Origin of the sequence: Microcoleus sp. AS-A8 (assembly GCA_039962225.1) — a bacterium.
Taxonomy (GTDB): Bacteria; Cyanobacteriota; Cyanobacteriia; order Cyanobacteriales; family Coleofasciculaceae; genus Allocoleopsis.
Map to the genome: position 1 here is coordinate 12,087 of JAMPKV010000037.1, position 15,305 is coordinate 27,391.

Here is a 15,305-nt window from a genome sequence, read left to right on the forward strand (position 1 = left end):
GTATCTCCTGACTCCAGTCACAATTGTGCTCACACAACCACAGCTAGTACCAGTCAGGTAAGACTTTTTTAACCAATCCAATCCCCTGAAGGGAATGGCCATCAAGGGCAGCATCCTGTAAGTTAGACTTCACCCCAGAGCGAGGCATGAAACCCTTTTATCGCAAGGCATTTGCCCATCTACCCGCACTCAATCGAAACATAGGAGCGAGCTCGGGTCGTCGAACGAACCGCCGACATCGCTTCCGGCAACAGTCTCGACGCTTGCTGCTGTCACTTTGCTGCGCCGTCCTCCTCGGACTCTATGGCACCTTGGCTATAGCCCAGAGTGAAGCCCCCTCCACGTCAACGGAGACGTTCCGCGAAGGCACAATTAACGAAACCAAAGAACGCTCCACGGGCGGAGTTAACCTCCCCAATCCACCCATCAAAGGGCCTGAAGTCGCAGCGCCTCCCACAGGAGACCCCTACGTCTTAGAATTCAATCGCTCTCCGGTGGTGGGTAAACGCTTCAGTTTGCGGGGGATTTACGACGAAGCGCGACTCGGATTTACCCGTCCCCGCGACTGGAAAATCAAAACGGTCAAAGCCCAAATCCGCTATCGCCATTCCCCAGCTCTCTATGCCACACGCTCGAACCTGACCGTTTTGATTAACGGTGCGACCATCGGCAGTATCCCGCTCAACCGCAAAGATGGCGAAATCGGGAATTCGGTGTTCAACGTGCCCGTCGAGCTGCTTCAGAATTATAACGAACTCACAATTGGGGCACTGCAAAATAACTCCCCCACTTGTACCCAAGACCCCTTCGACCCTTCCCTGTGGACGGAGATACTGCCCGACTCAAAAATCACCTTTGATTTCGCGTCTCAACCGGTCACCCTCGACTTCAGTCGCTTCCCCTACCCCATTTTTGACGAACTCAGCCTATTTCCCAATCAAATCGCTTATCTGCTGCCCAGCGACGTTGACGACACTTGGCTCACGAGTGCCAGTCGCCTCCAAGCCACCATCGGACGCCTAGCCGAATTCCGCCGCGTGGATACCCGCGTCGTCAAAACCCTGGATGAAATTAACAAAAATCTACCCAAAACCGCTCCCCCTGAGCGGTTGCTCGTCATTGGCACCCCAAAACAGCAGCCAACCCTGAAGTCTCTCGACCTGCCGCTGAGTCTGAAAGACAATCAGGTTCTCGATAATAAGGAGAAGGCTTACCCGCCTGATGTTGGGGTTTTGATGTTAACCACCACCCCCAACAAAAAATCCCCCGTGCTCGTGGCAACCGGCAACGGGCCGGCTGGCGTCGCCAAAGCGGTACAGTTTTTAGTCCAGGCTAAAGACCGCCAAATTGGTACCGGTCAAAGCATCATCGTCAAAAACCTGACCCAGGTGCCATCCCCAGCCCCCCGCGATTGGCCTGGGTATTTGCCCCCCACCGACACCTTCAAACTCAGCGACCTCAAGAGAAGCGATAACAAACCCTTCCAAGATGTCACGGTTCGGGGTTCGGATTCGCCACCGATTGAAATAGACTTCAAGTCGGTACCCGATGCTCAGTTTGGGCAGGGGAATACCCTGAACCTGGTTTACAGCTATGGCCCACAAATTAATGCCAAAACCTCCCTCGTGGAAGTCAAGCTAGATGGAGTGGCGCTGGTCGGCAAACGCCTCACCTCTATTAATGGAGGCACCCGCGAGACTCTGAAAGTGGCCCTGCCTGGAGATTTAATCAAACCCACCTCCAAACTTCAGGTGGATTTTCGCCTGGATGCGCGGGAACGTCGTTCTTGTAGCCGGGTGACCGACCAACAGCTCTGGGGTACGTTGCACGCCGATACCAGCTTTAATCTCAAGAGCACGAATGCGGTTCAACTGCCAGACCTCAGGCTCTTGCAGCACGGTTTCCCCTTTGGGGCACCTCAAGACTTATCGACAACGGCGATTGTGGTTCCCAAAAAGCCCTCACCCACTGAGATCTCAACCTTGCTGGAATTCAGCACAAGATTGGGCCGCTTGAGCAAAGCCAAGTCAGTGCAGTTAGCGGTTTACGCCGGTTCTTCCAAAACGCCCGAACAGCTCAAAAAGCGCCAGTTGGTGGGAATTGGCACCCAAAAGACCTTCCCGTTCCCGGAAGCGCTCAAGGCCGGTGATTTTCAGCTGAAAGACAACCAGGAACGTCAGCAGAATCTAAGTGAGATTCAGACCTTACCCGACTCTGATGGCGTGATTAAGGAAATTATCTCACCCTTCGCTAGCGATCGCATTCTCTTAGCCCTAACCGCTCAAACGGAAAATGGCTTAAAGCAAGTACAAGACTTTTTGCGCCAAGACCCCTTGTTCTTCCAACTCAAGGAAGACACGGTGCTCATCAGTGCCAATACGGCTAACCCCGAAGCCTATGACCCCAATGCTTATAACCTTGAGTTTTTGCAGCGTGAACCGAAGCGTACCGTCGATAAAACACCCGTACAACGCCGAGTTTTCCGATTCGTATCGGGAAGTTGGTTCATGTTAGCTCCAGCCATGGTGGCAACATGCCTGATTCTTTACGGCGTTATCCAGTTGTATCTCAAAAAGATTGCTGGTCAGGAGAAATAAAAAAGTGTGAAGTGTCAAGGATAACAAGGGTGGCATCGAAACTCCTACTTTCGACATAACCCTTGATGAAAAAAATTAAGTGATTAGACAGCCGCGTTGCTATTGTTTTCACCCAACACTCTTCACACCTCACACTTCACACTCAATCTTTCAGACTTCATCCCTCATTCTTCATACTTGCCAATGACGAGTACATCCTCAAAAGTCAGAGAGAAGCCAAGTCGCAAACACATTGGGATTTCTAACGAGCAACGGAAGCGCCTATCGAACTTGCTTGTCGAGCGCGTGCCTCAGGCTTTTGACGCCGTTCTACAGGCGCTGCCCCACACTCACCTGCTGGTACTCATTGGGTCGCTGATTTGGCTGTCTATTCCCATCATCGCGGTACGTCCAGCCATTTGGCAGCAAGGGGTAGTCGCCGCTGTGCTCATCGCCGTGGGACGCATTGTTCTTCAGATGGAGGAGCAGCAACCCACTAAAAAAGTGAGCGAGTACCTTCATTTGTTTTTGATCGTTGTGAGCGTGGTGACAACGTTACGCTACCTGTATTACCGCGTCAACTACACGCTCAACTTCGATGACATCATTAACGGATTCTTCTGTTTCTTGCTATTTACGGCAGAACTTTATGCGATTTGTACGCTGGTTCTAGCCTATTTTCAGACCCTAAAAATTAAAGACCGCAAGCCTATTGATCTCTCCCTTTATCCCCAAGAACAATGGCCCAAGGTTGATATTTACATTCCCACTTATAACGAAGATGTTGAGATTGTCCGCAAGACAACTCTATGCGCTCTAGCGATCGATTATCCCGATGACAAAAAACGTGTTTACGTCCTAGATGATGGACGTGCGGAAAAGTATAAAGCCCGCCGAGAAGAATTGCGCCAAATGTGTGAGGAACTGGGCGCAACAATGCTGGTACGGGATAATAACGACCACGCCAAAGCCGGGAATATCAACACCGCCTTTAAGGTTACCGAAGGCGACCTGGTGCTGATTCTCGACTGCGACCACATGCCAGTCAAGGATTTTTTGATGAATGTGGTCGGCTTCTTTTTTAACCCCAAAGTTGCCTTCGTACAAACCCCTCACTGGTTCTATAACCCAGACCCCTTTGAGCGCAACCTCCTGACTCAGGGGAAAATCCCCGTTGGTAATGAGCTGTTTTATAAAGTCCTGCAAAAGGGCAACGACTTCTGGAATGCGGCGTTCTTTTGCGGTTCAGCGGCGGTGATTCGCAAGGAGTATGCGCTGCAAATTGGGGGAATTGCTACCGAAACCGTGACGGAAGACTGCCACACGGCGTTCCGCTTGCATTCTTTGGGCTACGAGTCGGTCTACTACGACAAAATTATGGTGGCGGGCTTAGCACCGGAGAAATTCTCCGCCTATGTGGGACAACAGGTGCGCTGGGCGCGGGGGATGGCTCAGATTCTGCGGATTGAAAACCCGTTGATCAACCGAAAACTGAATTTAACGATTCCTCAGCGAATCTGCTATTTCAGTGCCACCTCACACTTTTTTTATGGCTTTCCCCGGTTGATGTATGCTATTGCGCCACCGCTGTTTCTGCTATTTGGCATTAACTCGGTGAAAGGGTTGGGGTTAGAAACTTTGTTCTACGCCCTGCCTCACATTATCCTGTCGATGCAGACCAACCACATCCCCTACAAGCACGTCCGTTTCTCGTTCTGGAACGAGATTTTTGAGTTTGCTATGTCGTTCCAGGCGGGAATTGTCACGCTGTTAGCTCTGGTTAACCCGAAGCTGGGTTCGTTTAACGTGACGGATAAGGGATTGAGCGTTACCAAGCGCAGCTTTGACTTCGACTCCGTGCGGTACTTGGTGATTGTGGGGGCAATTGGAGGCGCATCCTTGCTGGCAGTGCCGTTTTGGCTGTGGCTTTCGCCGGAGGATACTCAGGCGGTTCTGATCAATACTTTTTGGTGTGTTTTTAATTTGTCCTTGGTGTTGGCGGCGATTTTAGTCGCTTTTGAGCAGCCCCAACTGCGACGGGCGCACCGCTTACCTCGGAAGCTGACAGCCATCATTCACGAAGGTTCCCAGAGTTGGCAAGGAACGACGGTGGATGTGAGTGAAAGCGGTTGCCAGGTTTTGCTGGATGAATGGCCGAACATCTCCGATGAAGTCAAAATTGAGCTGGTGGGAGACTTCGGGGCACGAGCACTCCTATCGGGAAAAGTGATTCGCGCGATCGCCACGAGTAAACTTCAAGCTAGGTTGTTTATTGACTTTGTGGAACCCACGCGCACCCAGATTGATGACCTGACGTTGGTTATCTATTGTGATGTGAAAGAGTGGTATTCTCAGACGCGCACCGAGGTGGACGATCCGATTGAATCGCTCAAGTTCATCATTACGAGTATCAAACGTGTCTTCCGTGAATTCCGCCCTGCGATTGGCGTCAAAGTCCGCAAGCAGGTGAATGGTTTTGCACAGCTTTATTGGGAAGGTTGGGAAGGACACTCCTATACAGCGACGCTGACGGAAATCGGGACGCAGGATGTTCGCTTAGAAATCGATGGCAGCGATATTTTCAATCTGGAGGTTATGCAGAATACACAACCGGTGATTGGTTTGTTGTTGAGTCAGGAGGAGAATGACTCGCAGCCAACTTCTTTGTTGGCGAAGGTGGAATTGATAGAACCGTTGAGTAATCCTACTTTTGGCCATTCCAGTACGGCGAAAGCCAAGACGCCAAAGGACGCGACGCCCCAACGCGTTGAATCGGAAACCGTCATCCAAGAGAACACCACCCTCCATGCACGCGTGACAGACAAGGGTAGCGATCAACCCCGGCATCCAAAAGGTACGAAGAGTGAAAACACGAACCTTTATGCGATTGAGTTAAGTTTCCCGGAGTCATTAAAACGACAGCAGCAAGCCAAAATTAAACGGCTTTTGACGACACTGAATTAAAGTCTGAATTGTGGCAACCGAGTGCAGGGCAAAAGTCCATAATCTCGGATAAAATTCACATTTTATTGAGTGAAATTACCCACCAACAAGCACTTTTTGATGGGATCGTTTCCTTTGCCGATATGAGATAAAAAAGGTAATGGATAGAGTCTTTTATTCTCTCGAAAAATCATAATTTATCCTCTCACATTATCTTCATTGACTTTTATAGCCCTTCATGGGCACTTTACCTGTTTTCTGAGCAAAGCCTGTTAAACTTATAAATAATAAGTCCATTACTTATTCATCTACCCTCTTAACTGAAATTTTTCTTTTCCAGAGGATGTATAACGGCTCTTGAGTTCTACAATCAACTCACTTAAGCTATCCTTCGAGAGATGATCTGACGTGACTCTTCATACAAGCAACCGGTTGTTACAGCCAGCTTGATGGGTTTGATAGCGCGCCGTGAGAGGCAAACAGAAGGTCAACGCTCTCGACAAGAAGAAGACGCCGTCCTTTAGAGAAGAAAATAGTTACGCCTACCAAGAGAAGGGGCCATCTATCTTCAAAATATAAATTCGGGTAGGCAGCTACTCCTTGCTTGAGATTTGCTATTCACTTTTTTCGCTATTCAGGGATTAACAAGGGAAGATTCAATTTTTTTGAATCGGTTTTTAGGGCGATTTTCTCTGATTTGTTCGATTAGCCTAGAATAGCCAAGTTAGGGGTATTATAACCGCCTAATCTATTGCTTTATCGAGGGTGAATTGTTAGACCAAATCAACCCTTATAGTTTCAACGATTGGATGAGACCCAGGTAGATACAAATGAACACCATGTCTATGGCTAGCTACAGATCTTCCCAAAGGCTAAACCCACTTTCGTTATTAGCACAATTATCTAGTCGTCAGGCTAATGGGTGTTTACAAGTATCTAGTGGATCTGTTTCTTGGTCAATTTATCTAGAACAGGGAAAACTGATTTATGCCTCAGATTCAGTAGACCCCTTTGAGCGACTCGACCGTCATTTGCGTCGCCTCAGCCGTCAAATTCCTACGCTTGTTAGTGCAGTTCGAGTACAGGTTCGTCTAATATTTGAATCCGACTTGGAGAGTCAGTCCAGTCAAAATCCTGAATACCAAGCCATTTGCTGGTTAGTCAATCAACAGTATCTCAGGGAGCAAGATGCCGCCAATCTCATCGAAGAATTGGCAGAAGAAGTAATTGTGTCACTTCTTTCAGTAAAAGAAGGAAGTTATCAATTAATTGAACAAGACAAATTAGAGGAACTCCCTAAATTTTGTCGCCTCGATTTGCGAACGATAGTTGAACGCTGCCACGAACAGCTACGACGACAACAGACTGTACAACCAACCAGCGTAGCTTCAGAACATCCGCCTAAGCAGGTTGTTCAAAACGGTGCTCCGACCAAGCTAGAAGTAGTTCCCAAAAATCCTGTACAGAGTAATACAGCACCCCCAACACACCCTACGACTATAGCTGGAATCAACCCCGGTAAGGCGCTCTCAAAAAGCACCTATACGATTGCTTGTATTGATGACAGTCCAACCGTTTTAAATGCCATCAACTCTTTCTTGGATGACAAAAGCTTCTCCGTTGTCATGATTAATGACCCGGTAAGAGCGTTAATGCAAATTGTCCGGATTAAGCCGGACTTGATTTTGCTGGATGTGGCAATGCCCAACTTAGATGGCTATGAGCTGTGTTCTCTTTTACGCAAGCATTCGATGTTCAAAAATATCCCAATCATTATGGTGACTGGAAATACAGGATTTCTCGACCGAGCTAAGGCTAAACTGGTCAAAGCATCAGGCTACCTGACCAAGCCTTTCAACCAGTCGGAATTACTAAAAATGGTGTTTAAGCACTTATCGTAGGGAGTCTTCACTTGTGCTTGATTCATACCTGAGATCACGAAAGTCAATTGCGGCACAAGTGGAGAATCTGTACACCTTATCCGGAGCCAAGTTAGCAAGAGTCGAGTTAATTAATTGTGAGGCCAGGAAGCATGAGTAAAACTTTGATGGGCACAATTTTAATCGTAGATGATAACCTCTCAGAGCTGGAATTAATTAGCCATTATCTGAGAGAAGGAGGTTATACCGTCATCAATGCCGTTGGAGCTAAAGAAGCTCTCAATAAGGTTTTGGAGCAAAAGCCAGATGTGATTATTACCGATGTCGTCATGCCTGGAATGAGCGGTTTTGAGTTATGTCGCCGCCTCAAAACTCATCCGGATACCGAAAAGGTACCCATTGTCATTTGTTCTTCTAAAGACCAGGAAATTGATCGGCTGTGGGGAATGAAACAAGGTGCCGATGCCTACCTAACCAAACCTTTTACCCGCGAACAAATTCTTCGTGCCATCAAAGCCGTTGCCGTTTGACGAGACGCTCCATTCTGAAGAATCAAGACTAAAGACGGAAATAGATAGGGTGGTATACCAGAGGCTCTTGACAGAACGTTTCCCACATCTTTTATTAACCCCCACAAGGGCTGGAGATTGTACCCAAAAATCATAATTCTTATTTCTTTTGTCAATGAATAGTTCAGCACTCGCCCACATCACGAAGCCCAATCCCAACAAAAAAAATCTGGGGGATGCCTATCTCAAATTTCAGTTTGGTCAACAAACACCAGCTGTTTTATCCATGAGTCAGGCACAGGAGGTTTTTGTCTTACCCGTTGGGCGTCTGACAGCCATGCCCAATATGCCTTCCTATGTCATGGGATTGTTGAATCGGCGTTCAAAAGTGCTGTGGGTCATTGACTTGGCCAAGATGCTGGGCTTACCCGGAATCGAAACTAATGTTCAACATTACAATAGCGTAATTATCAATAGTGGGTCAGTCTCTCTATTGCTCATTGTGCAAGCCGTTGAAGGTGTGTTGCGCCTAACACCAGAGAACATTCAACCCCCCCTGGGGCAAGTCTCATCAGGTCTAGTGCCCTATTTACGCGGATGTGTCTTGCTCGATACAGAAATTTTATTAGTTCTAGATGCCGAGGCGATTATGCGATCGCCTCTTTTACACAACACTTAGGCTCTATGAACTGGGGAATTTTAAAAGTCTGAATTGTTCAGGATGAAGGAGGAAAAAAGGTTCTGCTCTCACCCCCTAAAAATTATCAGAAAATCCTGGGATTTGTGAAAATTTGCATTGGCCTTAATTCTAACCCTAAACCTAATTTTCATCCTTCATCCGCCAATAAGGAAAAGGAGCGAGAGCCTGACATCCTTCCTCCTTAATTCTCAGTTCCCCAAAAAGCCAATTTATTATTATGTAATGGTGCTTGTTTCATGGTTAAACAATTCAATACAGCAAGCTCTGGTGATAACTCAATTCCTGATAGCATCAGCCAAAATAGCTCTAGCAGCAATTCCTCATTTCATCCAGTCTTGGATGCCGGCCCTGTTCGCAGTGGCGTTACTCAATCCATGATGGATAGAACTTCACTCCAGAATACGAGTACCCCTCTGGCTTACGTACCCCCTCAACCATCCAGCAGCTCTGTTTCCGATCATTGGTGGGGGCGGATGAGCTTCAAAACCAAAGCAACCGCTTTAGCTATTGCCCTTGGCGTCCTCCCAGTCATGGCGATTGGGGGAACCAGCTTGGTTGTCACCCAAAGCGCTATCAACTCCGAAGTCAAAGAGGCTGATGCATCGGGTCAAACCGTAAAAGCCCAACAAGCTAAAGCCCTAAACAATCAATTAGCCCTCATCCTACTTTTAGGCATCGGGGTAACAGGAGCGCTGGCGGGTTTTTTAGCAAATCTCTTTGCCGAACAAACGACCCGAAAACTGCGACACGCCACTCATGCTCTTGATCAACTCAGCAAAGGGGAAGTGAATACCCGCCTATTGGTGGAAGGCTCTGACGAACTCGCCGAACTCGGTTCTAACATCAACGGCATAGCTAAGTTTGTTGAAACAATTGTTTTAGAGCAAAAAGCCAACCGGACGAAACTCCAAAACTATGCCGACACGTTGAGCGCCTCCACTCGTGGGGACAGCCAATTCCTCTTCGACCAAGCCGTCAGTCAAGCCAAAGAGCAACTTGGCGTAGAGCGTGTGGTCATCTATGGCTTTGAACCTGATTTATCCGGCTGCATCGTCGCCGAAGCGGTCGATCAGGGTTGGCCTAGAGCCTTAGCCGACCGCATCAGTGACCCTTGTATTCCAGGAAAACTCTTAGACGAATACAAAAAAGGGCGAGTCGTTCCCACCAGTGACCTCCGGGCTACTAATTATTCCCCTGCACACCTACAGTTGTTAAACCGACTACAGGTCAAGGCCAACTTAGTGGTACCCATCGTCGCCGCCGGTAACCTCCTCGGACTAATGGTGGCGCATCAGTGTTCCAGCACTCGGATCTGGCAGGATACAGAAATTCATTTCCTCCAGCAGTTAGCCACTCAAGTCGGACTGTCTTTAACAGGTGTGAGTCTGGCGCAATCGAGAAAAGCCGAAGCCGAACGCGCCCAACAACTGAATGAAATTATCTCTCGTGTTCGGGAATCGATCAAAGTCGAAGAAATTTACCATTCTGCCATTACAGGCATCCGAGAAGCCCTAAAAACCGACCGCGTGATTGTCTATCTGTTTGACGAAAACTGGCAGGGAACCATCGTGGCGGAATCCGTAGGCAGTGGCTGGCCCAAAGCCCTGGGGGCAAACATTGCTGACCCCTGTTTTGCCGAGCAATATGTGGAGAAGTATAAGCGGGGTCGAGTTAAAGCCACCGAGAATATTTACGACGCGGGCTTAACCAAATGTTACCTGGGTCAACTCGAACCGTTTAAAGTCAAGGCCAATTTGGTCGCCCCGATTCTGGCAGAAGGCAAGTTACTCGGTCTGTTGGTGACCCATCAGTGTTCCAGCACGCGGCCTTGGCAGGAAGCGGATATCACTTTCTTCAAGCAGGTGGCGATTCAAGTTGGTTTTGCTTTAGACCAAGCCGCTCTGCTTGAGCAGCGAGAACAAGCCCGGATTGTCGCAGAAATGGTTTCTGTGGAGCAACGTCAAGAGAAAGAAGCCCTCCAGCTTCAACTTTTAGAACTGCTCAGTGATGTGGAAGGGGCGGCGAGGGGTGACCTCACGGTGCGTGCGGATGTCACCACTGGGGAAATTGGGACGGTGGCGGACTTCTTTAATGCGGTAATTGAGAGTCTGCGGGAAATTGTTACCAATGTGAAAACAGCCGCGACTCAGGTCAACACTTCACTGGGAGAAAATGAAGGGGCAATCCGTCAGCTTTCGGAAGAAGCCCTCAAGCAAGCTCTTGATACGACTCGCACCCTGGACTCGGTTCAAGAAATGAGCCGTTCGATTCAACAGGTGGCAGAAAACGCTCGTCAAGCCGCCGTTGTCGCCCGCACCGCCTCATCCACGGCGGAAAACGGTGGGCTGGCTATGGACCGCTCCGTGCAAAATATCCTCAGCTTGCGAGAAACTGTTGCACAAACAGCTAAAAAAGTCAAGCGTTTGGGTGAATCGTCCCAACAAATTTCCAAGGTGGTTTCCTTGATTAACCAAATCGCCCTACAAACCAACTTGCTAGCGATCAACGCCGGGATTGAAGCGGCACGGGCGGGTGAAGAAGGTCAGGGTTTTGCTGTGGTGGCGGAAGAAGTCGGGGAGCTGGCAGCGCGATCGGCAGCAGCCACGCGAGACATTGAACAAATTGTTGAAAATATCCAAAAAGAAACGACAGAAGTGGTCGAAGCGATGGAACTGGGTACAACCCAGGTGGTGGAAGGTACCCATCTGGTTGAGGATGCCAAGCAGAGCTTGAACAAAATTTTGGATGTGTCTCGGCAAATTGACACGTTGGTGCAATCGATTTCAACGGCAACGGTGTCCCAGGCGGAGACGTCTCAAGCCGTTACCGAGTTGATGAAGGAGATTGCCCAAGTCTCAGAGCGCACATCCGACTCTACCCGAAAAGTCTCCAGTTCTCTCAAAGAGACCGTCGGGATTGCTCAGGAATTACAGGCATCAGTGGGTACATTCAAAGTCGGTGATTAGTGATTGTTCATCTTCTAAGGGTTCAGGGTTCACGGTGGATAGCCATGAACCCTGAACTATCAACCATGAACCATCCTTTAACGGACTCATCTACTCTCGGACTATTTAACAATCACCTTTTCTACCATGTCACAAGACAAGGAACGTGAAATTCAGCTCCAGTTCCTCGAAGAAGCACAAGAGTACCTGGATACAATTGAATCAGTACTCCTCGGCTTAGCCGGTAGCCACATTGATGGTCAACAAATGGATGCTGTCTTGCGAGCAGCCCATTCGGTCAAGGGTGGTGCCGGAATGATGGGGTATCAGAGCTTGAGTCAACTGGCTCACCGTCTGGAAGATTCTTTTAAAGTCTTAAAAGCTCAGAGAAACTCCATCGTCATTGACCCGGAGCTGGAAAGCTTGCTGCTCTCAGCGGTGGATCGCCTGCGCCAGGTACTGATTCTCAACCGTAAAGGGACTGACGTTGAGGAACAGTGGTTGGTGAGTGTTGGCACCCCGGTGTTTGACCAGCTCTCATCACGTCTCGGTGACCCGGTGGCAGATGATGCCGCCACCATGCTGGGAGCCGAAGACGGCACCAATGTGGCAGCACTGCTGTTTGAGACGGAAGTGGAGGGGTGTCTCAATCGCCTAGAGTCCGTTTTAGCTGACCCAAAAACGCCTTGCTTAGAGGAAGAACTGTCCATTATGGCCCAAGAGCTGGGAGGCTTGGGCGAAATGCTACAGTTGGAGGCTTTTACCCAACTGTGTGAATCAGTGATTCAACACCTGGAAGCGGCCCCAGACGCGGTGAGAGAGATTGCCAGAGCTGCGCTCACCGCTTGGAAGCGATCGCAAGCTTTAGTCCTGGTCGGTCAAATGAATATCCTACCGACCCAAATCGACTGGTCGAGAGGAGAGATGCCTGTCAACATCTCTACCGATCAGAGAACTCAACCGATAATGATTCCAACCCGAATCGAAGCGGCTGATCTAATTTATTCAGAAGAGGAGTTGGCGGCTGCCTTTGACATCGATACATCTGAGCCGACTCCCTTCTTCACTAACATTCCGATTCCTTCACTGACCGCCGACGAAGCGGAAGTGGAACATCTGATGGATGAGATTTTTGAAGGACCCGTTGTAGTACCCTTCAATAACACTTCTACTTCTGCATCTGTCCCCATCGATTCCCCAACCCATGAAGACATTGCGGCAGAACATTCCTTATTCGTAGAGGAAAATTGGAAAGAGGAGGAATTGACCGCAGCCTTTGATATTGATGTACCGACGACTTTGCCCACCGTCCCTCAAACTCCGGTTCGGAAAGACGCGACCAAATACGTCAAGAGCCAGGATGAGTACACAGAAGAATCCGTTGCGGTACCGACAACCAGCACTTCTCTTTCTAGAGAAGTTCAAACGGTTAAGAGTGAAGTTATCTCCAGAGATATCAAATGGCAAGAAGTCAAGCCAGACTCCACATCCAGTCCTCAAACGGCAGAAACTCAGGAAAACACAGTCCGAATTCCAGTCCGGCAGCTTGATCGACTCAACGAGCTATTTGGGGAACTCACCATTGAGCGCAATGGCCTCTCATTGCACTTAGGACGTTTACGTAACCTGATGGAAACCCTCAGCCGCCGAGTTGGTAATCTGGAGCAGTCGAATATGCGCCTCCGGACTACCTACGACACAGTGGCAACCCAATCAGTTCTCGAAGGAACTCTCTTGAGGGGACTGGGGAGCGGAAACTGGGGACACGGAGGACAAGAAAAACCGGGCAATACGGCTTCCTCGCCCAAATCTTCTCAATCCTCAAGTCCTCATGAAACCACCTTCCCGCTGAACAGTCAGTTCGATGCCTTAGAAATGGATCGCTACAGTGACTTACATTTGTTGTCGATGGAAGTGATGGAAACCATCGTCCAAATTCAAGAAGTCACCAGTGATATTGGACTGACGCTTGAGGATACCGACTCGACAACTCGTGAGTTAAACCAAACAGCCAAGCAGCTACAAACCCACCTCACCCGGCTACGGATGCGGCCTTTATCCGATTTGGTGGGACGATTTTCCCGAGCTCTACGAGACCTTTCTTTGCAGTACGGCAAGCAAGTCGAACTCAAAGTTGTAGGAAAAGGAACCCTAATTGACCGAACCATCTTGGAGGCTCTGAGTGATCCCTTGATGCACCTGGTGCGTAATGCCTTCGACCACGGGGTTGAGGACGTGAACGCAAGGGAGATGCAGGGTAAACCAAGAACCGCTGTGATTGAAATTAAAGCCGCTCACCGGGGTAACCAAACGATCATTACCGTCAGTGACGATGGCAAAGGGATTAACCTTCACAAAATCCGAGCCAAAGCGGAAGCCATGGGCTTGGATGCGGAATTACTCGCTGCCGCCAGTGAGGACGATTTGCTCTCACTGATTTTTGAACCCGGATTTAGCACGGCGGAGCGAGTCACCGACCTGTCGGGTCGGGGTGTGGGCATGGATGTTGTTCGCAACAACCTCAAGCAGATCCGTGGCGACATCCGAGTGGATACAACCCCAGGTCAAGGAACAACTTTTACCCTTACAGTTCCCTTTACCCTCTCTGTTGCGCGAGTCCTGCTGGTGGAAAGTAATGGCATGTTGTTGGCCTTCCCCACCGATGTGATCGAAGAAATGCTTTTACCCACTGTCGGTCAGGTGTATAAAACCCCTGGCAGCGAAGTCCTCAAATGGGAAGGGGAAATGGTTCCCCTGACTCGTTTAGATGAGTGGCTAACGTTTTACTGCCCCCGGAGAGTCACAACGCCTGAAGGTGTACCCAGCATTAGTGAACCAACAGTGCTGATGGTCAGTCTTGGGGAGCAGTTGCACGGGCTGGTCGTAGACCGCTGCTGGGGTGAACGGGAGGTGGCTATTCGTCAAGTGTCTGGGCCTTTGGTCATGCCTCCCGGCTTTGCTAGTTGTACAATCCAAGGCGATGGAAAGGTCGTACCACTGGTTGATGCGGCTTCTCTGCTGCGCTGGGTCAAGAGTGAGCGCGCGCCAACAGATCGAGGCGTCGGGACTGGAGAATGGGGACTCGGAACGGGTCAAGAAGACAAGAGAAATTTGGCACTTCATTCGTCCGGAGATGAAACTAAGGCGATCCCCAATGCCCAATCCCCAATCTCCAATCCTCAATCCCCAATCCCTCAAAGCCAAAAAGACACGATTCTCATTGTTGATGACTCGATCAATGTCCGCCGATTTTTAGCCCTAGGTTTAGAAAAAGCCGGGTATTTGGTGGAACAGGCTAAAGATGGTCAAGATGCGGTTGAAAAACTGTTGGGTGGATTGATGGTTAGTGCCGTCATTTGTGACATTGAGATGCCTCGTCTTGATGGTTATGGGTTTTTGGCTCGAATCAAATCAGACCCAGCTTTCAACGAGTTACCGATTGCCATGCTCACCTCTCGTAGTGGCGAGAAGCATCGACAACTGGCCATGACGTTAGGCGCAGCGGCCTATTTTTCTAAGCCCTACAACGAGCGAGAGTTATTAACAACCCTTCGAGAGGTGATTACAGAAAGTCGAGAAATATTGCCCATTCCTTCAGGCGTCCGATAAATCCCAAGGCTGGAAACATAGAACGTATACATCATGGGGGTATTAAAGTGGATTGAAATGCTCATCTTAACTAACCTGTAACCCTTTTTAATCTTCATCCTGCACGGAGGGCCGCACTACTTTCCACCAAGGCTTGCCTTCTT

At 49.1% G+C, this 15,305-nt stretch carries 7 protein-coding genes; all 7 read left to right on the forward strand.

The window, feature by feature from the left end; all coding sequences use genetic code 11:
- Positions 1-146: 146 nt before the first annotated feature.
- The 7 genes from NDI48_29960 (at position 147) to NDI48_29990 (ending at position 15,162) form a co-directional block, all read left to right on the forward strand.
- Positions 147-2,597: a cellulose biosynthesis cyclic di-GMP-binding regulatory protein BcsB gene (locus NDI48_29960; GenBank protein ID MEP0835392.1), complete on the forward strand. Its 2,451-nt coding sequence runs from the start codon at positions 147-149 to the stop codon at positions 2,595-2,597.
- A 183-nt stretch (positions 2,598-2,780) separates the two neighbouring features.
- Positions 2,781-5,540, forward strand: coding sequence for a glycosyltransferase (locus NDI48_29965; protein MEP0835393.1), 2,760 nt, complete (start codon positions 2,781-2,783; stop codon positions 5,538-5,540).
- Positions 5,541-6,349: 809 nt separating this feature from the next.
- Positions 6,350-7,420, forward strand: a complete 1,071-nt coding sequence (locus NDI48_29970; protein ID MEP0835394.1) for a response regulator — start codon at positions 6,350-6,352, stop codon at positions 7,418-7,420.
- Between the two features lie 131 nt (positions 7,421-7,551).
- Entirely contained in the window at positions 7,552-7,929 is a 378-nt protein-coding gene (locus NDI48_29975; GenBank protein ID MEP0835395.1) for a response regulator, read from the forward strand.
- Positions 7,930-8,083: 154 nt separating this feature from the next.
- The gene (locus tag NDI48_29980; protein ID MEP0835396.1) at positions 8,084-8,587 is read left to right on the forward strand and encodes a chemotaxis protein CheW; all 504 of its coding nucleotides are present in this window, start codon (positions 8,084-8,086) and stop codon (positions 8,585-8,587) included.
- Positions 8,588-8,844: 257 nt separating this feature from the next.
- Positions 8,845-11,574 (forward strand): methyl-accepting chemotaxis protein, encoded by a 2,730-nt coding sequence (locus tag NDI48_29985; GenBank protein MEP0835397.1) that lies wholly within the window; start codon positions 8,845-8,847, stop codon positions 11,572-11,574.
- A 126-nt stretch (positions 11,575-11,700) separates the two neighbouring features.
- Positions 11,701-15,162 carry a response regulator gene (locus tag NDI48_29990; GenBank protein MEP0835398.1) on the forward strand — a complete coding sequence of 1,154 codons (3,462 nt, stop codon included), beginning with the start codon at positions 11,701-11,703 and terminating at the stop codon, positions 15,160-15,162.
- Positions 15,163-15,305: the final 143 nt, after the last annotated feature.